Raw genomic sequence first — 19,786 nt, 5'->3', positions numbered from 1 at the left:
GGCTGCCGAGTATCGGCGCGTCCCATTAAGCGACGAGGGCGATAGGCGGTTCCAATTCTGTCCTCAGCTTGGGCAAAGAAAGGCAAAGCTGTGATTGGACGCGCGTGTTGCCATTCGGCAACGTGCGGCCCGCGGAGGCGTCGCCGGACGCCGCCTGGCCTCAACGATTCATGCGCGAGCATGGTTGACGCGAGGCAAGAAAATATTGTCATAACCGCCACCGACAGACGGATGCTCCTCCAATGACCCTGGCGACCCCGGCGCAGACGACGACCTGGACTTACGTTGACGGCGACTGGTATGAGGGCAACGTGGCGCTGCTCGGTCCGCGCAGCCACGCGATGTGGCTGGGGTCGAGCGTCTTCGATGGCGCGCGATGGTTCGAAGGCGTGGCGCCAGATCTCGACCTTCATGCGAAACGCCTGAATTCGTCGGCGATTGCGCTTGGCCTGAAGCCCACCATGGCGCCGGAAAAAATCGTCGGCCTCACCTGGGAGGGGCTGAAGAGGTTCGACGGCAAGACCGCGGTCTATATCAGGCCGATGTATTGGGCCGAGCACGGTGGCTACATGGGTGTGCCGTCCGATCCGGCGTCGACCCGGTTCTGCCTCTGCCTCTACGAGTCCCCGATGATCTCGCCGGACGGGTTTTCGCTGACCGTTTCGCCCTTCCGCCGCCCGACCATCGAGACGATGCCCACCAATGCCAAGGCCGGCTGCCTCTATCCGAACAACGGGCGCGCCATCCTCGAAGCCAAATTGCGCGGCTTCGACAATGCACTCGTGCTCGACATGCTGGGCAACGTTGCCGAGACCGGCTCTTCCAACATTTTCCTGGTCAGGGATGGAGTGGTGCTTACGCCTGCGCCGAACGGAACGTTTCTTTCGGGAATAACGAGGGCGCGCACCATTTCGCTGCTTGCTGAGCATGGCGTCCAGACTGCAGAAAAGACACTCTGCGTCCGCGATTTCCTGGAGGCCGACGAAATCTTCTCGACGGGCAACCATTCCAAGATCGTACCGGTGACCCGGATCGAGGATCGTCATCTCCAGCCCGGTCCGGTCGCCAAGAGGGCGCGGGAGCTGTATTGGGAATGGGCGCATTCGACGCTCGCGGGTTGAGCGTCGGATAAGGAACGGAACCACTCGGGGAGAGTTGTCCCGGCAATTCCCCCGAACATATCCGGCAGATGCCGGGATTATGTCATAGAAGGAGTATCATCATGGCTTTTGAACTGCCCCCTTTGCCCTACGACTACGAGGCATTGCAGCCTTTCATGTCCAAGGAGACGCTTGAATATCACCACGACAAGCACCACAAGGCCTATGTCGACAACGGCAACAAGCTCGCAGCCGAAGCCGGGATGGGCGGCCTGTCGCTGACCAAGATCGTCAAGCAGTCGTTCGGAAAGAACGCACCGCTCTTCAACAACGCCGCACAGCACTACAACCACATCCACTTCTGGAAGTGGCTGAAGAAGGGCGGCGGCGGCAACAAGCTGCCGGGCGCGCTGCAGAAGGCTTTCGACAGCGATCTCGGCGGCTATGACAAGTTCAAGGCCGATTTCATCGCAGCCGGCACCACGCAGTTCGGTTCCGGTTGGGCATGGGTGTCGGTGAAGGACGGCAAGCTCGCGATCTCGAAGACCCCGAACGGGGAGAACCCTCTGGTCCACGGCGCAAGGCCGATCCTCGGCGTCGACGTGTGGGAGCACTCCTATTACATCGACTACCGCAACGCCCGGCCGAAATATCTGGAAGCGTTCGTCGACAGCCTGATCAACTGGGATCACGTGCTGGAAATGTACGAAGCGGCCAAAGGCTGACTTCTCTCAGCCCCGGTTCGTCCGGGGCTTTTTTTATTCCCGGCCCCGGTGCGTCGTGAACATCACGCAACCGTGAAGGAGAGTTCGGGTTTTTCCGTGCGGCTTTTTCGTTAGCGTCTTGCCACTACCAGATACCACAACCCGGAGGGATTAATGAGAAAGCTTATACTCGCCATCTCGGCTCTCGCGCTCGCAACGACCGCGGCATTCGCCGATGTGATCGCTGACCGCAAGGCGGTGATGAAGGAGAATGGAAAGCAGGTCGGCGTGCTGGTCAAGATGGTCCAGGGCGAGGCCGACTTCGATGCCGAGGCCGTCAAGGCGGCATTGACGGCACTCAACGACAGTGTGCAGCTGATAGACGTCGCCGCGTCGTTCCCTCCCGGAAGTGACACGGGCGATACGACCGCTTCCCCGAAGATCTGGGAAGATCCGGCCGGGTTCCAGGCTCAGGTGGACAAGTTCAAGGAAGTCACGGCTGCCGCGGCTGCCGCTCCGGCTCAAGATCTGGAAGCGCTGAAACCGCAACTTGGTTCGATAGGCCAGAGCTGCCAGAGCTGCCACGAGGCCTTCCGCGTCAAGAAAGGCTGACCACTGGGCCTTTGGCGAAAGCTGATCGGTTCCGCGCTGGTGCTTGGCGGCATCGGCGCGGCGGCGTTCTGGCTGTTGACGGAGCCGAAAAGGCTTGATGCCGCGACCCTTGCCGAACTGGGCGCCGGCGATGCGACCCGAGGCGAACGGATATTCTGGGCGGGAGGCTGCACCTCCTGCCATGCGCGCCCGAAGTCCGAAGGCGATGCCCGGCTCGAGCTTGCCGGCGGGCTCGAACTCGATACGCCGTTCGGAACTTTTGTGGCGCCCAACATCTCCTCCGATCCGCAGTTCGGCATCGGCAACTGGTCGCAGGAGGATTTCGCAAACGCGATGATGCGCGGCGTAGCGCCCGACGGGAGCCACCTCTATCCGTCGTTTCCCTACACATCCTACGCGCGCATGAATCCAGCTGACGTCGCCGACCTCCAGGCCTTCATGAAGACACTGCCGGCGGTGTCCGGCGATGCGCCTGACCACAGGCTCTCGTTTCCGTTCAACCTCCGGCGCGGGCTTGGTTTGTGGAAGCTGCTCTATCTGAGCGATGAGCCGGTCGTCGCCCTTGCCGCCGATGCGCCGCAACAGGTCGCGCTCGGCCGCTACCTGGCCGAGGGACCCGGCCATTGCGGCGAATGCCACACACCGCGCGATCTTGCTGGAGGCGCCGACAAGACCCGCTGGTTGTCGGGCGCCGCGGCCGCGGAAGGCGAGGGCATCGTTCCCAACATCACTTCGGGCGAGGGCGGCATCGGCGACTGGTCGCAAAGCGACATAGCAAGCTATTTCGAAACAGGCTTCACGCCGGAATTCGATTCGGTGGGCGGCACTATGGTCGAGGTGCAGCGCAATCTGGCGCGGCTGCAACCTGCCGACCGTGAGGCGATCGCCGCCTATCTGAAGGCCATCCCGCCGCATCCGAACGGTTACCCGGCGAGGGCCTCGCCTGCTGGCTAAGCCCAGGGCGAGCGTGAATGAGATTGTCGCGAAAATCCTAAGTTCTGTTTCGCACTATTGGTCGCAGGAGAGCACTAAGGCGTGGTTCTTGACGATCTCACGCGAATTTTGCATTTTGAAATCGCGCGCTACGTAGGGTGCACCGGCCTTGGCCGACTGGGCAATGCCCGCCTGCGAATTTCAAAGGTAGCGCCTATGCCGAACCTCGAAAACCTTAAGAAGCAAGCCAAGCAGTATTTGCGGTGGCATCGCGAGCGGTATTATCCGGTCGCGGCCCAGATACGGGCTGCTTTGCCACGATTTCAGCACCTCGACGATACTCAGATACTGAAATCCAGCTTCAAGCTAAATGACGCGCAAGAACTTGTCGCGCGTCAATTGGGATTCGAGGGGTGGCAGGCGCTCAAATCAGGAGCCCATGCCATGACCACTGAAAGCAGACAGACCGCACCCCGCCCCATTCTGAGTTCCGCCTCCGCGCAACTGTTCGTCTCTGACATCAAAGCGTCGTGTGGCTTTTTCGAGGACAAACTCGGCTTTGCAATCGATTTCGTTTATGGGGACCCACCATTTTACGGGCAGGTTATACGTGACAAAGCGCAGATCGCAATGCGGCTGGTCTGCGAGCCTGTGTTTGTTGACGATATACGACAACGTGAACATCTGCTCTCAGCCTCAATCACGGTCGACACAGCAAGCGAGATCAAGCGACTCTTTCTGGACTTCCAAGTCGCCGGAGTGGATTTTCACCAGACGCTCAAGAAAGAGCCGTGGGGGGCCCGAAATTTTATTGTTCTGGACCCGGACGGAAATCTCATACTGTTTGCCGGTCCGGCCGATTGAACATATCCTCGAATCTCCGGGCACCGCCCCAAGGGGCGCTAGCGGTCGCCGAGGAAGTCGAAGCCGTCTTCGAAGAAGACATTGTAGTCGCAGGTGAGTTCTTCGCCGGCGGTGACATCGCGCAGCGCGACCGCCTCGTTTTCGGAGACGAAGCCGAAGTTCGGATCGTCGGCGTGGTTCATGTAGCGCGCATCGTCCGCCTCGAAGACGATGAAGCGCGGATCGCTGCGGCGCGGATAGCAATAGCGGTCGAGATAGCTTTTTACCGGCCCCGTCATGCTTTCATAGACATGGACCTCGATCAGCCGGTCGAAGCGTTCGTCGAGCCGCCACATCACGGTGCCCTTGGCGATGTCATGTTTTGCAAACACGCCCATTCCCTGGATCGGCGATTTGTCGAGATAGGTGTCGATGAGAAGCATTGGGAGATTCCGGAGCTGGCAGGCGATTGCGCCTCCTATCGTCTCGACGCTGCGATGGCGAGTTCAAACAGACCAGGTCAGGCCAGTTTTTCCCAGTTCATCCTGCCCACAACCTTCAGGGCGAAAGCGTAGACGTAGGCGATCTCCTCCAGCCTGGAGAAGCGTCCGGAGGCCCCGGCATGGCCTGAATCCATGTGTATCTTGAACAGCACCGGATTCGTTCCACGTTTTCGCGCCCTGAGACGCGCGGTCCACTTGGCGGGCTCCCAATAGGTGACGCGCGGATCGGTAAGTCCCGCGACCGCCATGATGGGCGGGTAGTCCAGTGCTGAGACATTGTCGTAGGGCGAGTAGCTGGCGATCATCCTGTAGTCATTTTCCGAAGCGATCGGGTTGCCCCATTCGGGCCATTCGGGCGGCGTCAGCGGCAGCGTGTCGTCGAGCATCGTCGTCAGGACGTCCACGAACGGCACCTCCGCGATGATGCCGCCAAACGCGTCGGGCGCCATGTTGGCGACCGCGCCCATCAACATGCCGCCGGCCGAGCCGCCCTGCGCGATGATGCGGTCATGCGAGGTATAGCCGGCCGAGACGAGATGGCGCGCCACGGCGACGAAGTCGAGGAAGGTGTTGGTCTTCTTCTCGCGCTTGCCGTCCTCGTACCAGGAAAATCCCTTGTCCTTGCCGCCGCGCGTATGGGCGATGGCGTAGACGAAGCCTCGATCGGCGAGCGACAGGATATTGGTGTTGAAACCAGCCGGGATGGTGATCCCGTAAGAGCCGTATCCGTAGAGCAGCGCCGGCGCGGAGCCGTCGAGCCGAGTGCCGCGATGGTAGATCAGGGACACGGGCACGAGCTCGCCATCATGCGACGGGGCCACTACGCGCTGGGTGACGTAGTGGTCCGGGTCGTGGCCGGAAGGGACCTCCTGTGTTTTCAGGAGCGTGCGTTCGCGGGTGCGCATGTCGTAGTCGAAGAGTTGCGCGGGCGTGGTCATCGACGAGTAGGAGAACCGCATGATTGCGGTGTCGTACTCGTAAGCGCCGAGCAAGCTCAGCGAATAGGCTTCCTCGTCGAAGGAGATGCTGTGCTCGGCGCCTGTCGCCCGGTCGCGGACGACGATGCGCGGCAGCCCATCCTCGCGTTCGAGACGGACAAGGAAATCCTTGAACGCCAGCAGCGACAGGATCAGGCGGCCGGGCTTGTGGGCCACGAGCTCTCGCCAGTTCGGGCGTGCCGGATCGGGAACCGGCGCGGTCATGATCTTGAAGTCCTTGGCGCCGTCGGCGTTGGTGAGGATGAAGAAGACGTCTCCGCCTTCTTCAAGATCGTACTGCAGCCCGGTTTCGCGCGCGGCGACCAGCTTGGGCGTAGCGGTCGGATCGTCGGTCCTCAGCAGTCTGAATTCCGAAGTCTCATGGTCGTTGATCGAGACGAATATCCACTCGTTCGTGCGCGAGCCGTCGACATCCATGAAGAAGCCCGGATCGCTTTCCTCGTAGACCAGGCGATCCTGTGCAACATCGGCGCCCAAAGCGTGGAAGAACAGCTTGGAGGGGCGGTGATTCTCGTCGACCCGGGTGTAGAGGAAACCGTCGTTCGCCGCATTCCACACGCCGCCGCCGCTCGTGTCCGGAACTTCGTCGCCCATGTCGCGACCTGTCGCGATGTCGCGGACGCGCAGGGAGTAGAATTCGGAACCCTTGTCGTCGAAGGCCCACAGCAGGCGGCGATGGTCGCTCGAATGATCGCTGCCGCCGATGCGGAAATATGCCTTTCCTTCGGCCTCCGCGTCGCCGTCGAGGATGATCTCCTCGGCCCCGCCGTCGCGCGGGGTGCGGAAGAAGCGCGGCTGTTCGCCACCCTTTTTATATGAAGAGCCATAGGCGAACGGCCCGTCCTTCATCGGAACGGTGGAATCGTCCTCCTTGATACGGCGCTTCATCTCGTCGAAGAGCTGCTTCCTGAGGTCCGCTGTGTCGGCCATCATCGCGGCCTGGTAGACATTCTCGGCTTCCAGATGGACCCGGATGGCCGAATCTAGCACCGACGGATCCTTGAACACCTCCTGCCAGTTGTTGGCCCTCAGCCAGGCGAATTCGTCGATCCGGGTGTTGCCGTGATGCGTATCCTTGACCGGGCGCTCGTCGGTTTTCGGCGGTTCGATATCTGGAAAAAGTGGCTGGCCGGTCATTGCGTCTCGCTGCCGAAGATTCTTGAATGCCGAATGAACACGCCGATCAGTGCCGGTTCAAGGGCCGATGTCTAGGTTCCTTGCATACCAACGGGGAGACCCAAGGAGAGAAACGATGATTTCCCGTCTCAGAACCGTGGCCGCACTCGCCATCGCGACGGTCGGCCTTGCCACAGCCCACGCAACGGCTGCGACCTTCGCAGCCTGGCAGGTGACCAACGTGTCCTTCGGCGACACGCTGAACGTGCGCAAATATCCGTCGGGGGAGTCGCAGAAGCAGGCCGCTTATCCAAACGGCACGGTGCTGCAGATGACGGGAAAATGCACCGGCGGCGTGAATTTGCTCGATATTTCCGGCCAGCCCGAATGGAAGCAGGAGCAGCTGGTGCGCTATCTCTGGTGCCAGATCTGGCATGACCCGGCCCGGAACGGCAATTTCGTGACCGGCTGGGTCTATGGCAGGTACATCACGCCTTATTGAGCCTGGCAGCCATATTCTGTGCGCTAACAGCCCCCAATTGCTTGTCGCATCCAGTTCGACCCGTTATCCCGGGGGAAGGAGGATAGGCCGGCATCGGCCTGCAGGCTGGAAAGAGGGATGGGGACAGGCGCGCATTCGTTGACATTTCTGGCACTGCTGCTGCCGTTCCTGGGGGCCTTGGCGGCGCCCTTGCTTTGCCGTGCGCTCAAACACAACGCCGCCTGGCCGCTAGCGGCAGTGCCGCTGTTCATCTTCCTGCACCTGGTCGGCTTTCTCGAACCGATCGCTCAGGGAAGGCCGGTGGCCGGCGGCTTTGATTGGATCCCAAGCCTCGGCGTGCGCTTCTCATGGTACCTGGACGGGCTGTCGCTCACCTTCGCCCTGCTGATCACGGGGATAGGGACCCTCATCGTCCTCTATTCGGGCGGCTATCTGAAGGGCCATGCTCACCAAGGCAGGTTCTTCTCCTTCATCCTGCTGTTCATGGGAGCGATGCTGGGACTGGTCGTCTCCGATTCCTTCATCATGCTCTTCATGTTCTGGGAACTGACCTCGATCACCTCCTTTCTGCTGATCGGCTTCGATCACGACAGGGAAGCCGCGCGGCGCGCCGCATTGCAGGCGCTGGTGCTGACGGGCATGGGCGGGCTGTCACTGCTTGCCGGGCTGCTGGTGATAGCGTCGATCACCGGCGTGACCGAACTGTCGTCGCTTTTGTCCTCGGGTCCGTTGGTCCGTCAAAGCCCGCTCTACCTCGCAGCACTCCTGCTCGTGCTCGGCGGCGCCTTCACCAAATCGGCGCAGTTTCCGTTCCATTTCTGGCTGCCAAACGCTATGGAGGCCCCGACGCCGGTGTCGGCCTACCTCCATTCGGCGACCATGGTGAAGGCGGGCGTCTATCTGCTGATGCGCCTCAATCCGGTGCTCGGCGACACCGTGGCCTGGGAAACTCTGCTTCCGATGTTCGGTGGAGTGACGCTGCTGGTCGGCGCGACGCTTGCCATAAGGCAGACCGGCCTCAAGATGATGCTCGCCTATACGACCGTTGCGTCCCTCGGACTACTTGTCATGCTGACCGGCTTCGGTTCGGAGAGGGCCATAGAGGCCGCGGTGCTCTATCTCGTCGCGCATTCGCTTTTCAAGGGCTCGCTCTTCATGGTGGCGGGCTCGATCGGTCATGAGGCGGGCACGCGCGATATCAGGCGTCTCGGCGGGTTGTCGCGTGCAATGCCGATCACGTTTGCCGCAGGATTGCTGGCAGCATTTTCAATGGGCGGATTGCCGCTGTTCTTCGGATTTGTCGCCAAGGAAGAAATCTACGCAGGACTTGCCGTAGGAGAAACCTGGCCGATGCTTTTGGGCGGGGTTGCGATCGTCGGCAATGCTTTGATGTTCGCCATCGCCTTTACGGTCGGGCTGAAACCTTTTATCGGCACAACTGGCAACATGCCGAAGAATCCGCACGAAGGCTCCTTGCTGCTTTGGAGCGGGCCGCTTGTGCTCGCGGTTTCGGGACTAGGGGCCGGCCTGTTTTCCGGCACGGTTCATGCGTTCGGATCGAGCCCCATGGCGAGCGCGGTTGTCGGCGCAACCGTCGAAGTCACGGCATCCTCGGTGCCTCATGCCGGCTTGCCTCTCTACCTGTCGATCGCCACCATCGTATTGGGCGTTGCCGCATATCTGTCGCAGGATCGTCTGCGCCAGAGCATGGCGAACATTCTTGCGGCTATCGGCTGGGGTCCCGATCGCGGATTCGACCAGGTCATGCGTGGGCTGCTGCGCCTCTCCTTCGCTGTGACCCGCGTCGTCCAGAACGGTCGGCTGGACATCTATCTGACCGTCACCTTCGTCATCGTGGCGATAGCGCTGTTCGTTCCGATGGTCGCCTATGGCGAACTGCCTGCCATGCCGGAGGTCCCGAGGCTGCTGCTGCACGAGTGGACCATCGTCGTGATCGCCGTGATCGGGCTTGGCGCCGTGCTCTACGCGCAGGACAGGTTGACGGCGATCGTGTCTCTCGGCATCCAGGGCTTTGCCGTCGCGCTGCTGTTCATGCTCTTCGGCGCGCCGGACCTGTCGTTCACCCAGTTCATGGTGGAGACGCTGTCGGTGGTCATTCTGGCGCTCGTCATGACCCGGCTGAAGCTGTCGCCCTCCGACCATCGGCCAGCGCGGGAAAAGGCGCTCGACCTGACCGTGGCGACCGCTTGCGGCGCCGGCTTCGGGCTCCTGCTCCTCAAGGTGACTCAACTTCCCTTCGACGACACGCTGTCGCAGTTCTACCAGGCGCATTCGCTGGCGCTCGCGCATGGCCGCAACATCGTCAATGTCATCATCGTCGATTTCCGCGGCCTTGACACGCTCGGCGAGATCGCGGTCGTCATGGTGGCGGGGCTGGCGATCCTGGCGCTGATCCGCGTGCGCTCGGTCCCCGCGGCCGATCCGCAAGCCGTCATGGAGAAGCGCTGATGCGGTCGCTGATTTTCCGCACCGCCGCGCCATACCTGACGGCCTTGATGCTGCTCTTCTCGGTCTTCGTTCTCCTGCGAGGACATAACGAGCCGGGGGGCGGGTTCATCGGCGGCTTGATCGCGGCGTCGGCCTTCGCGATCCACGGTATCGCCTACGGCGTGCCGACCGTGCGCCGTGCGCTTCACTTCCATCCGATGGCGATTTCCGGATTCGGTTTGCTGCTCGCCGCGTTTTCCGGCCTGGTTTCATGCGCCTTCGGCGTGCCGTTCCTGACCGGCCTATGGATCTCGCCGGCGATCCTTGGCGTCACAGTCGATCTTTCCACCGTGATGCTCTTCGACATCGGCGTCTATTTCGTTGTCGTGGGCTCAATCACCTCGATCGCGCTGGCGCTCGAGGACAGAGAGGAAGGCTGATGGAAGCGGTATTCTCGCTGCTCGTCGCGCTGTTCTTCGGGGTCGGAATCTATCTGATCCTGTCGCGTCACGTGATCCGCATCGTGCTCGGCATTGCGATCTTCGGAAACGCGGTCAATCTGCTGATCTTTACCAGCGGGCGGATCATGCGCGAGACCGCGCCGATTATTCCTGGAAATCTCGATCTGCTGCCGGGTCCCGCCGCGAATCCGCTGCCGCAGGCCCTGATCCTGACCGCCATCGTGATCTCCTTCTCGTTCTTCGCCTTCATCCTGGTGCTCGCCTATCGCGCCTATCAGGAGATCGGCGTCGACGACACGATCGGCATGCGCATCTCGGAACCGCGAGACGATGCGCTTCCGCCCATGGGCTATTAGTTCGAATGGCCGCGACAGACCCGGGCGCGCTCGGAGCCGTGCTCTCAGGGCCGGTTGCCTCAGGCGATTGGCTGGTAATCGCGCCGGTGGTCATCGCAATCGCCGCCGGGGCACTGCTTCTGATGCTGAGGCACCATCTGCGATGGCAGGCGGCATATGCGTCCGGCTGTCTTCTGCTGATGCTGGCGGCCAACGCCGCACTTCTGGTCCGCGTCCTGTCAGATGGCCCGTTGGTAATGACCATGGGGCGCTGGCTGCCCCCCTTCGGCATCTCCTTTGCCGCCGACGCACTCGGCGCCAGCTTCGCGGTGGTCGCGACCTTCGTTGCCCTGATCTGCGCCCTGTCCTCCGCACGCGATATCGACACGACGGGCCGGCGGTACGGCTTCTACCCGTTCCTGATGCTGATGATGGCCGGCGTCAACGGAGCCTTCCTCACCGGCGACATCTTCAACCTCTACGTCTGGTTCGAGGTTTTTCTCATCGCCTCGTTCGGTCTTCTGATCCTCGGCTCCGAACCCGCGCAGATCGACGGAGCCACAAAGTACGGCATACTGAACCTGCTCGCGACCGCGCTGTTCCTGATCGCCACGGCCTATCTCTACGGGGCTTTCGGTACGCTCAACATGGCAGACATCGCCGTGAAGGCTGCCGGCCTGCGCGGTTCTGCGCCGCTGATGACGATCGCAACGCTCTACCTGCTCGCCTTTGGCATGAAGGCAGCGGCGTTTCCGGTCAATTTCTGGCTTCCAGCCGCGTATCATACGCCGCGCCTGGTGACGGCCGCACTCTTCGGCGGGCTTTTGACCAAGATCGGGGTCTATGCGCTGCTGCGCTCGCTGGTCATGATCTTTCCTGTCGAGCGGGCGGCCCTTTCGGAGGTCATCGAATGGGTGGCGATCTTGACGATGATCTGCGGCGTCATGGGCGCGCTGGCGCAGACGGACGTGAGAAGGATGTTCGGTTTCCTGGTCATCTCGGGCGTTGGCATCATGCTGGCGGGACTGGCGCTCGGCAGTCCGCTCGGCGTTTCGGGAACCATCCTCTATGCCGTCCACTCCATGCTGGTCATGTCGGCGCTCTACCTGCTGGCGGGTGCGATGAGGGAAATGGGTGGCAGCTTCCTGCTCACCGAACTTGGCGGGATTTACCGCAAGAGCACTTTTCTCACGGCCGTCGCCCTCCTGATCTTTCTCGCCGCCGCCGGCCTGCCGCCGGGCTCTGGTCTGTGGCCGAAGGTGATGCTTGCCAAAGCTGCGATCGACGGCGGCGGATGGCTGCTTGCCGGCGCCATCCTGGCCACCGGGTTCATGACCTCGATCGCGCTGGGGCGCGTCTTCGTGCTGGCGTTCTGGAGGGACGCGCAGAAAGCCGGACCGGTTGACTCGACGATCAAGTCAGTTCCGAGGCTGGCGATTTACGCTCCGCTCGTCTCGCTGACGATCCCGATCGTCGTACTTGGCATTATCCCGGAGCAGTTCATCCGCATTGCCGAGCTTGCTTCGGCCGGCTTGATCGACGTCACGGCCTATGTTCGGGCGGTTTTTCCGGCGGGAGGAAGCTGATGTCGCGCTACCTCAACAACATATTGCTGGCGCTCGTGTGGGCGGCGCTGACCGGCTCCTTCACTTTAGCGAACTTTGTGCTCGGCCTGCTGCTCGGCCGGCTCGCTCTTTATCTCGTCCGCGAGCAGTTGGAGACGCGTCAGGGAACCTACCGCGGCGGCAAAATAGTATCGCTTGCGGTACTGTTCATCAAAGAACTCGTTCTCTCGGGCTGGCGCGTGGCTACTCTGGTGACGTCACCAAAAATGCAAATTCGGCCGGGCATATTTGCCTATCCGCTTTCGGTCGACCGGGATTTCGAAATCACCTTGCTCGCAAACCTGATAACGCTCACCCCCGGAACCCTGTCGGTCGATGTTTCCGAGGACAGGACGACCCTTTTCATACATGCCATCGATTGTTCGGACGTAGAGAAGAACATCCGCGAAATCAGGTATGGTTTCGAACGCAAGATCGAGGAGGCGTTTCGATGATTTCTGCAGAAGGCTTCCTCGGGACTGTCGTTCTGATGTCTTTGCTCATTCTGAGCGTGTCTTTCCTTCTGACCGTCTTGCGCGTGCTGAAGGGGCCGACACTGCCCGACAGGATTCTGGCGCTCGATATGCTGGTCGCAATAGGCGTCGGATTCCTCGCGGTGACCGGCATTGGCAGCGGCGTGACCTTCAACGTCGACATCGCCATCGCGCTTGGATTGGTCGGATTTCTAGCGACGGTGGCGTTCGCGCGCTTTGTCTTGAGCCGAAGCAAGGCCGCTTCGGAAGTATTGACAGAGAAGAAGCATGATTGACGCACTCCAGAACTATTTGGCTGCCGCACTGATCCTCGTCGGTTCGACCTTCTCGCTCACCGCATCGGTAGGATTGCTGAGATTGCCGGACCTATACACGCGCATGCATGCAGCCTCGAAGGCGGGCACGCTGGGTTCCTGCGTGGTGCTTCTCGCGCTCGCCGTGCATGCGGACGACCCGGCAATCTCGCTGAGGGCTTTGGCCGGTATCGTATTCTTCCTCCTTACCGTGCCCATTTCGTCGCATCTGCTGGCCAAGGCGGCGCATCGCGCCGGCTACGCTTTGTGGGAACATTCAGAGCGCGATGAATTGCAAACGGCTCTGGAGCAGGAGGCCAGTTCGGCGTCGGTCGCTGATTTACGGAACTCTAGCCAGCCCTGACCTAGGGTAAAGGGCGGCGCCTACGTAAGAAACCTCTCAAGAGTTTCAGTAAGGACCCAAAAATAGCCGGGATATACCAGCAAAAGATGGATTTATCCTACAATAGTGATCCAACATCCAATTGACTTGCATTATCGCGCGTTTCATAAGAGCACGTGACGCGAATCATAGGACAACCCTGTGCAACCACGCGCGCGGCCCCGCTCTACATTAAAGGGGCAAGCAAAAGAGATCTTTCAAGTTGGGGCCTGAAGAACATGGAAATCGCCGAATCGCCTACCAGAAACAATGAGATGCTGATCGAGCTGACCGCGGATGTGGTGGCAGCCTATGTCAGCAACAATCCGGTGCCCGCCGCAGAACTCCCGAACCTGATCGCCGACGTACATGCGGCGCTCGGTCGGGTGGGCGGCGGAACCGAGCCGCCTCCGGCCGACAAACAGAAGCCGGCTGTCAATCCGAAGCGTTCGGTACATGACGACTACATTGTGTGTCTCGAGGATGGAAAGAAGTTCAAGTCGCTCAAGCGCCACCTCATGACGCACTACGGCCTGACGCCCGACCAGTATCGCGAGAAGTGGGGCCTGGATGCGAGCTACCCGATGGTGGCGCCGAACTATGCCGCCGCCCGTTCGCAGCTGGCTAAGAAGATGGGTCTTGGGCGCAAGCGCAAATCGCCAGCGACCAAGTCGTCCCGCTAGTGTCGGGCAAGCTTTTCGCAGAAATATGAGGCGGCGCCGCAGGGTGCCGCCTTCTTTTTATAATTCTCGTGCTGCGATCTACTGAGGCCCTCGACGGTGGGGCGGTCGATTCCGGCGGGCGTAGCCTGTCCAGCGCCTGCTTGAGCGCGATGTGCCGGTTGAGATCGTAGCTCCAATGCTTGCGCATGCCGCGCTGCCGTTCGCGCTCTATCATCCGTTCAAGCCGCAAAACGATCAGCGCGCGGGCCTCGGGCCCCGTCTTCAGCGCCTGAGCGAGGTCGAAATGGCAGGCGATCTGCAGCGCCGCCATCTGCCTTGCCTCCAAAGCCCTGGATTCCTTGCTTTCCAGAAAGGCCTCTACGTCCCCGCGAAGTCCGCTCATCCCGATGAATCCCTGCGTTTGTCCGATGCCGGACTATGAGCGCGGGCGGCGGAGCGGGGAGAAAACCAGGGCAAAATTTTTAACGGCTGCGAAAAATACGGAACAAAAACCGTTAGTTAGAATGTTTACCGTTGATTCGATGTTCCTTGTTTGTTCACAGGAGTGACGCTTGCCGGTATAAGAACTTATTCCTATCACAACGAGGGGGAAAAGTTCAGTGCGACTCACATCCATCAAAGCGGCAGACGATTCCGAGATAGCGGATGCACCGTGGAAGGGCATCACCGAGACGATATTTGCAAACCGGGCGGCGGGGCCGCGCGACGAGCGGGCGCTCGAATTGTGCGAGGGCATGATCGACATCACCGCAGCTCTGTTCAACGTGTCGAGCAAGGAGCTTCGCAAGCCGGGCCGCAACAGCCTCGGCATATCACGGGTGAGACAGGTCGCGATGTATGTCGCGCATGTCGTGCTCAAGCTGAACATGACCGACATCGGCCGCGCTTTCGGACGCGATCGCACGACCGTGCTCTATGCCTGCCATCTGGTCGAGGACCTACGCGACGATACGGATTTCGACCGTATCATCACCATGACCGAGCGGGTCGCGCTCGCCGCCTTCGGCAACCGGCTGGGGCTGTGACGATGGCAAAGATCATGCCTGGACGGAACGACGCCGGGGCGAGATCGCGCGTCCTGCGCTTTTTGACGCAGGGCACCGCCACGATCGCCGACGCTGCCGCGAGAGGGAGCGTGCTTCTCGACGCTGGCGAACGCGGCACGGTCTGTGCCGAACGCAAGCTCCTGGCGGAAATGGTGCGGGAGGGAGAGCTAAGAATGGCAGGCGGGAAGATCGAACTCGCCTCGACGGCGGAGCCCAAGCAGGCGGAGAACCGCCGCGACATCGGCACGATGACGGTCGACACGGAGACTGGGCGCGACATCGTCGCCGTCAACTGGTCGGAATCGCCGCTCGGCCAACTGATGCGGCGCAAGGGCAGGGACGGCTCCCCCTTTCTCAGCGCTGCGGAGTTCCAGGCCGGCGAGCGGCTACGCGCCGACTGCACGCGCGGCCAGATCATGCCGAGGATGGGCGCGAACTGGGTCGCCAGCGTCTCGTCTGGTCGGCGCGACGGCGGCATCGTCGAACTGACTGATGCCGCACTCGCCGCGCGAATCCGCGTGGAACACGCGATCCGGGCGGTTGGGCCGGAACTGTCCGGCATCCTGATCGACGTCTGCTGTTTCCTGAAGGGAATGGAGACGGTTGAGATGGAACGCGGCTGGCCGGTGCGCTCGGGAAAGATCGTTCTGAAGACCGCGCTCGGCATCCTTAGCCGGCACTACAATCCCGACAGCGGGCGCGCGAGGCGGCCGCAGCAAATGCTGCACTGGGGCGCGGCGGACTATCGGCCGTCGATCACGTAGGAAGCACCTGTCTCGATGTCCCCTCATCAGGCCGCCCCTTCGACAGGCTCAGGGCGGCCACCTTCTCCCCGTCGGGGAGAAGAGGAGGTTGCGTCACGCCGTCTGCTTCAGCGCGGCTTCGGCGTCGCGCTTGATGCGCTTGACCATCGAGCGCAGGCCGTTGGCGCGCTGCGGCGTCAGATGTTCGTGGAGCCCGAGTTCCTTGAGCAGGGCTTCGGCGTCGGTCGCGACGATCTCGCTGGCGGGCCGGCCGGAGAAGAGCGCCAGCATGATGGCGACGAGGCCGCGCACGATATGGGCATCGGAATCGCCCTGGAACTCCACGACCGGATCGGGGCCGCCGCCGACCCTGGTGGTCAGCCAGACCTGGCTGACGCAGCCGGGCACCTTGTATGCGTCGATGCGCGCTTCGTCGGGGAAGGGGGGGAGCGCCGCACCCAGATCGATGACATAGCGATAGCGGTCCTCCCACTCGTCGAGGAAGGTAAAGTCGTCGCGGATCGCCTCAATGGTCGCCATGTTCAGGATATAGGCCCGGCGAAGGCTAAGGTCACGAAAAAAGGGCGGGGACAGCTAGTGCGTATCGCCATCGCGAGCGGCGTCTCCCACGCGGTCAGTTGGATCCGGCGAAACGTCGAAGTGCGACTGCATCCGTAACGGTGATCGCGCGATAACCGTTTTGAACCCACCCGGTTTCACTGAACTTCCTAAGCGCCGCGTTTACCTGTTTCCTCGAGGCGTTCGCCATGATGCCCACTTCGGTTTGCGTCAGGGGAACGGGCGTCTCGCCGCTCGACGTCGCACGATGAAGCACTGCCGCGATACGTTTGGCCGCATCCGCCTTTTGAAGGTCGTGAATCACCCTGAACAGGAACTCGACCGTCATCATGAGGATCTGGGCGACATGGTGTACGAAATGCGGATTTTTTGCCGCCATCTTGTCCATGGCGTCCAGCGGAAGATGAAGCATGGTCGTGTCGACCACCGCCTTCATGTCCGCACGCCGGGGTTTGCGGGTCAGGAAGCAACCTTCCCCTGTCCAGTGGCCGGGAATGCCAAGGAGAACAAGACGTGGTGTCGCGCCGGCGGGTGCAACGCTGACGCTTACTGTTCCGCTTGCCAGACCGTAGATTCCGCCGGCCGGATCATCCAGACGAAAAACCGGCTCCTCGGCCGCAAAGTGGAGGAGATTGGACCGCCGCAGGACTTCGGCCCGCACCTCCGGCGGCACGGCTGTAAGCCATCCGCTGCCGCTCATAATTTGCGAAGCCGCTGCCTTGCCGATATGAGCCATCGAAAAATTTCCACGTCTGTCCTCTTTGGGACAATCAGGATATATTTTCCGTGTAGGATTAGTAGTCTGTTGTCGAGCAGAAAATGTCCGCCTGACAAGCGCTCGCTCTAGGGTCTGTTGATACTCAACAGACCCTAGTTTGATGCAGCTACCAATCGGAGCCTAGTGTTGCCTACATTTCCTGATTCAATGCAGCCTGTCTTGTTGCTCACACGCCGAAACGCACTGATCGGGTCGGCCGCGGTCCTGGCCTTTGCAGCGAGCCGCACGCTGCCTCCGACACCGGCGCACGCTCAAGACCTATCTGCCGAAGAAGCCCGCGCGATCGCCAAGGAAGCCTATATCTACGGCTTCCCGCTCGTCGATAGCTACCGCATCCAGTACTCCTATTTTGTCGGTACCGAGAACCCCGAATATAAAGGCGGCTGGAACGAGATCCACAACACGGCGCGCGTCTATACGCCTGACGACAAGGCGATCCAGACGCCGAACTCCGACACGCCCTATTCCTTCGTCGGCGCGGACCTGAGGGCGGAGCCGCTGGTGCTGACGGTGCCCGAGGTCGAGGAAGGCCGGTATTACTCGATCCAGTTCATCGACATGTACACCTTCAACTTCGCTTATGTCGGCAGCCGCGCGACCGGCAACGGCGCGGGCAGCTTTCTGCTGGCCGGGCCGGGCTGGAATGGCGAGAAACCGGCAGGCATCAAGGACGTGATCAACTGCGAAACCGAACTGGCGTTCGTGCTCTATCGCACGCAGCTCTTCGGTCCCGACGACATCGAAAACGTCAAGAAGATACAAGCGGGATACAAGGTTGAGACGCTTTCGACCTTCCTCGGTCAGCCAGCGCCGGCGGCCGCCCCCGCCGTCGATTTCATGAAGCCGCTCACTCCGGACGAACAGAAGACCTCGCCAAAGTTCTTCGACGTGCTGAACTTCGTCATGCAATTCTGCCCGGCCGTTCCGGCCGAAACGGAATTGAGGGCGCGCTTCGCCAGGCTCGGCATCGAGGCCGGCAAGCCGTTCTACCCGGATGCGCTGCCGCCTGAGATGCGGGGCGCGGTGGAGGCCGGCATGGCCGACGCATGGGCCGCGTTCAAACAATTCAAGGAAACGGAACTCGACACCGGCAAGAAGAGCAGCGCCGACGGCTTCGGCACCCGCGCGTTCCTGAACGGCGACTATCTCGCCCGCATGTCCTCCGCCGTCCTCGGCATCTACGGCAATTCGAAGGATGAAGCGCTTTATCCGGTCTATTTCGTCGACGCGGACAACAAGCCGATGGACGGATCGAGCCGCTACACGCTGCGCTTCGCGCCGGACGGACTACCGCCGGTCAGCGCCTTCTGGTCGCTGACGATGTACAAGCTGCCGGAGAGCCTGCTTTCGGCCAACAAGCTTGACCGCTACCTGATCAATTCGCCGATGCTGCCGAGCCTCGCGAAGGACGCCGACGGCGGCCTGACGCTCCACATCCAGCACGAGTCGCCCGGTGCGGAAGACGAACCCAACTGGCTGCCGGCGCCGGCAGGACCGTTCTTCATGGTCATGCGGCTCTACTGGCCGAAGGAGGAAGCGCTGGACGGCGGATGGAAGGCGCCGCCGCTAAAGCGCGTGAACTGATTACAGTGGAGGGACGCCTATGGGGATCAGCATGAAGGCGCTCGCGCTCGCGGCGGGTTTCGCCGCATTGGCGGGGCAGCAGGCATCGGCCGCCGAGCAGGTGACGGTCGACAACTTCGCAAGGGCGGAGTCCGATCTTTACATGGGCAACCTGGCCAAGGAGGCCGGCGGACTTGGAAAGCTGCTCCACCATCGCGAACCTGCCCCGATCGATGCCCAGACGGTGATCCGCCTCAACCGCGATACGCTGTATTCCTCGGCGGTCTTCGACCTCGACGCCGGCCCGGTGACGGTGACCCTGCCGGACGCCGGCGCGCGCTTCATGTCGCTGATGGCGGTCAGCCAGGATCACTATGCCACCACGGTCTACGGCGCCGGCCCGCATGTCTTTGACAAGGACGGGGTGGGGACGCGCTATGTCCTGTTCGGCATTCGCACGCTTGTCGATCCCAGCAGTCCGGAGGACCTCGCCAAGGTCCACGCCTTGCAGGACGCAATTTCGGTCAGCCAGCAAGGCGCAGGTTCGCTCGTATTGCCCGACTGGGATGCCGCGAGCCAGAAGGCCACGCGCGACGCCTTGCTGTCGCTCGGCTCGGCACTGCCCGACTTCAAGAAGGCGTTCGGCACCAAGGACGAGGTCGATCCGGTGCGGCACCTGGTCGGCTCCGCGATGGGCTGGGGTGGCAATCCGGACAAGGACGCCGTCTATCTGAACGTGACCCCGGACAAGAATGATGGCACGACCGTCTACAAGCTCGACGTCGGCGCGGTGCCGGTCGACGCGTTCTGGTCGGTCAGCCTCTACAACGGCGAAGGCTACTTCGAGAAGAACCCGTACGACGCCTACACGGTCAACAGCATCACCGGCACGAAAGGCAGCGACGGCGCGATCGCTATCCAGTTCGGCGGCTGCGACGGCAAGATCGCCAACTGCCTGCCGGTCATGAAGGGCTGGAACTATACCGTCAGGCTATACAGACCGCGCAAGGAAATCCTGGATGGAAGCTGGCAATTCCCGGAGCCGCGGCCCAGCTCCAGGACTTGA

22 protein-coding genes and 1 pseudogene are annotated in these 19,786 nt (G+C 61.6%); 18 read left to right on the top strand and 5 right to left on the bottom strand.

Going from position 1 to position 19,786, the window contains the following annotated elements; all coding sequences use genetic code 11:
• Nucleotides 1-242: 242 nt before the first annotated feature.
• From ABLE71_RS00250 to ABLE71_RS00230, 5 genes are all read left to right on the top strand, one after another.
• Nucleotides 243-1,121, top strand: coding sequence for a branched-chain amino acid aminotransferase (locus tag ABLE71_RS00250; RefSeq protein WP_348781380.1), 879 nt, complete (start codon nt 243-245; stop codon nt 1,119-1,121).
• A gap of 101 nt (nt 1,122-1,222) precedes the next feature.
• Nucleotides 1,223-1,825, top strand: coding sequence for a superoxide dismutase (locus tag ABLE71_RS00245; RefSeq protein WP_348781379.1), 603 nt, complete (start codon nt 1,223-1,225; stop codon nt 1,823-1,825).
• A gap of 153 nt (nt 1,826-1,978) precedes the next feature.
• Nucleotides 1,979-2,416: a cytochrome c gene (locus tag ABLE71_RS00240; RefSeq protein ID WP_348781378.1), complete on the top strand. Its 438-nt coding sequence runs from the start codon at nt 1,979-1,981 to the stop codon at nt 2,414-2,416.
• Nucleotides 2,417-2,419: 3 nt separating this feature from the next.
• Nucleotides 2,420-3,370 carry a cytochrome c gene (locus ABLE71_RS00235; protein WP_348783612.1) on the top strand — a complete coding sequence of 317 codons (951 nt, stop codon included), beginning with the start codon at nt 2,420-2,422 and terminating at the stop codon, nt 3,368-3,370.
• Between the two features lie 195 nt (nt 3,371-3,565).
• Nucleotides 3,566-4,213: a VOC family protein gene (locus ABLE71_RS00230; protein WP_348783611.1), complete on the top strand. Its 648-nt coding sequence runs from the start codon at nt 3,566-3,568 to the stop codon at nt 4,211-4,213.
• Nucleotides 4,214-4,251: 38 nt separating this feature from the next.
• On the opposite strand, the gene ABLE71_RS00225 is transcribed toward ABLE71_RS00230, so the two are convergent.
• Together ABLE71_RS00225 and ABLE71_RS00220 are read right to left on the bottom strand one after the other, a co-directional pair.
• Entirely contained in the window at nt 4,252-4,635 is a 384-nt protein-coding gene (locus ABLE71_RS00225; RefSeq protein WP_348781377.1) for an SET domain-containing protein-lysine N-methyltransferase, read from the bottom strand.
• A gap of 77 nt (nt 4,636-4,712) precedes the next feature.
• Entirely contained in the window at nt 4,713-6,830 is a 2,118-nt protein-coding gene (locus ABLE71_RS00220; protein WP_348781376.1) for a S9 family peptidase, read from the bottom strand.
• Between the two features lie 115 nt (nt 6,831-6,945).
• Here ABLE71_RS00220 and ABLE71_RS00215 point away from each other — a divergent pair, with 115 nt between their 5' ends.
• The 9 genes from ABLE71_RS00215 (at nt 6,946) to ABLE71_RS00175 (ending at nt 14,011) form a co-directional block, all read left to right on the top strand.
• Nucleotides 6,946-7,311 (top strand): SH3 domain-containing protein, encoded by a 366-nt coding sequence (locus ABLE71_RS00215; RefSeq protein WP_348781375.1) that lies wholly within the window; start codon nt 6,946-6,948, stop codon nt 7,309-7,311.
• A gap of 117 nt (nt 7,312-7,428) precedes the next feature.
• The gene (locus tag ABLE71_RS00210; RefSeq protein ID WP_348781374.1) at nt 7,429-9,780 is read left to right on the top strand and encodes a putative monovalent cation/H+ antiporter subunit A; all 2,352 of its coding nucleotides are present in this window, start codon (nt 7,429-7,431) and stop codon (nt 9,778-9,780) included.
• Nucleotides 9,780-10,199 carry a Na+/H+ antiporter subunit B gene (locus ABLE71_RS00205; RefSeq protein WP_348781373.1) on the top strand — a complete coding sequence of 140 codons (420 nt, stop codon included), beginning with the start codon at nt 9,780-9,782 and terminating at the stop codon, nt 10,197-10,199. Before ABLE71_RS00210 ends, ABLE71_RS00205 begins: the two co-directional genes overlap by 1 nt.
• Nucleotides 10,199-10,576, top strand: a complete 378-nt coding sequence (locus tag ABLE71_RS00200; RefSeq protein ID WP_348781372.1) for a Na+/H+ antiporter subunit C — start codon at nt 10,199-10,201, stop codon at nt 10,574-10,576. Before ABLE71_RS00205 ends, ABLE71_RS00200 begins: the two co-directional genes overlap by 1 nt.
• Before the next feature lie 5 nt (nt 10,577-10,581).
• Nucleotides 10,582-12,141, top strand: coding sequence for a Na+/H+ antiporter subunit D (locus tag ABLE71_RS00195; protein WP_348781371.1), 1,560 nt, complete (start codon nt 10,582-10,584; stop codon nt 12,139-12,141).
• Complete coding sequence (locus ABLE71_RS00190) at nt 12,141-12,614, top strand: Na+/H+ antiporter subunit E (RefSeq protein ID WP_348781370.1); 474 nt, start codon at nt 12,141-12,143, stop codon at nt 12,612-12,614. Before ABLE71_RS00195 ends, ABLE71_RS00190 begins: the two co-directional genes overlap by 1 nt.
• A complete protein-coding gene (locus ABLE71_RS00185) occupies nt 12,611-12,928 on the top strand; it encodes a cation:proton antiporter (protein ID WP_348781369.1) in 318 nt (105 codons plus the stop codon). The genes ABLE71_RS00190 and ABLE71_RS00185 overlap by 4 nt, the downstream gene beginning before the upstream one ends.
• Nucleotides 12,921-13,310, top strand: a complete 390-nt coding sequence (gene mnhG, locus ABLE71_RS00180) for a monovalent cation/H(+) antiporter subunit G (RefSeq protein ID WP_348781368.1) — start codon at nt 12,921-12,923, stop codon at nt 13,308-13,310. Before ABLE71_RS00185 ends, mnhG begins: the two co-directional genes overlap by 8 nt.
• Before the next feature lie 257 nt (nt 13,311-13,567).
• Nucleotides 13,568-14,011, top strand: coding sequence for a MucR family transcriptional regulator (locus ABLE71_RS00175; protein WP_348781367.1), 444 nt, complete (start codon nt 13,568-13,570; stop codon nt 14,009-14,011).
• Between the two features lie 121 nt (nt 14,012-14,132).
• Here the strand turns inward: ABLE71_RS00175 and ABLE71_RS00170 are convergent.
• Nucleotides 14,133-14,393, bottom strand: a pseudogene (locus ABLE71_RS00170) (cytoplasmic protein); the annotation flags it as partial.
• A gap of 217 nt (nt 14,394-14,610) precedes the next feature.
• On the opposite strand from ABLE71_RS00170, the gene ABLE71_RS00165 reads away from it, so the two are divergent.
• Both ABLE71_RS00165 and ABLE71_RS00160 read left to right on the top strand, forming a co-directional pair.
• Nucleotides 14,611-15,036 carry a helix-turn-helix domain-containing protein gene (locus ABLE71_RS00165; RefSeq protein WP_348781366.1) on the top strand — a complete coding sequence of 142 codons (426 nt, stop codon included), beginning with the start codon at nt 14,611-14,613 and terminating at the stop codon, nt 15,034-15,036.
• Nucleotides 15,037-15,038: 2 nt separating this feature from the next.
• On the top strand, nt 15,039-15,821 hold the full coding sequence (locus tag ABLE71_RS00160; RefSeq protein WP_348781365.1) for a DUF6456 domain-containing protein: 783 nt from the start codon (nt 15,039-15,041) through the stop codon (nt 15,819-15,821).
• A gap of 93 nt (nt 15,822-15,914) precedes the next feature.
• Here ABLE71_RS00160 and ABLE71_RS00155 read toward each other — a convergent pair whose 3' ends face one another.
• Both ABLE71_RS00155 and ABLE71_RS00150 read right to left on the bottom strand, forming a co-directional pair.
• Nucleotides 15,915-16,340 (bottom strand): SufE family protein, encoded by a 426-nt coding sequence (locus ABLE71_RS00155; RefSeq protein WP_348781364.1) that lies wholly within the window; start codon nt 16,338-16,340, stop codon nt 15,915-15,917.
• A 94-nt stretch (nt 16,341-16,434) separates the two neighbouring features.
• Entirely contained in the window at nt 16,435-17,115 is a 681-nt protein-coding gene (locus tag ABLE71_RS00150; protein ID WP_348781363.1) for a Crp/Fnr family transcriptional regulator, read from the bottom strand.
• 189 nt (nt 17,116-17,304) lie between these two features.
• Here ABLE71_RS00150 and ABLE71_RS00145 point away from each other — a divergent pair, with 189 nt between their 5' ends.
• Nucleotides 17,305-18,741: a DUF1254 domain-containing protein gene (locus ABLE71_RS00145; RefSeq protein ID WP_348783610.1), complete on the top strand. Its 1,437-nt coding sequence runs from the start codon at nt 17,305-17,307 to the stop codon at nt 18,739-18,741.
• Between the two features lie 19 nt (nt 18,742-18,760).
• Entirely contained in the window at nt 18,761-19,786 is a 1,026-nt protein-coding gene (locus tag ABLE71_RS00140; protein WP_348781362.1) for a DUF1254 domain-containing protein, read from the top strand.

This window comes from Mesorhizobium sp. KR9-304, from assembly GCF_040049215.1.
Lineage (GTDB): Bacteria > Pseudomonadota > Alphaproteobacteria > Rhizobiales > Rhizobiaceae > Mesorhizobium_K.
The sequence above is the reverse complement of the archived record's forward strand: the minus strand, read 5'-3'. Positions and strand labels throughout refer to the sequence as shown.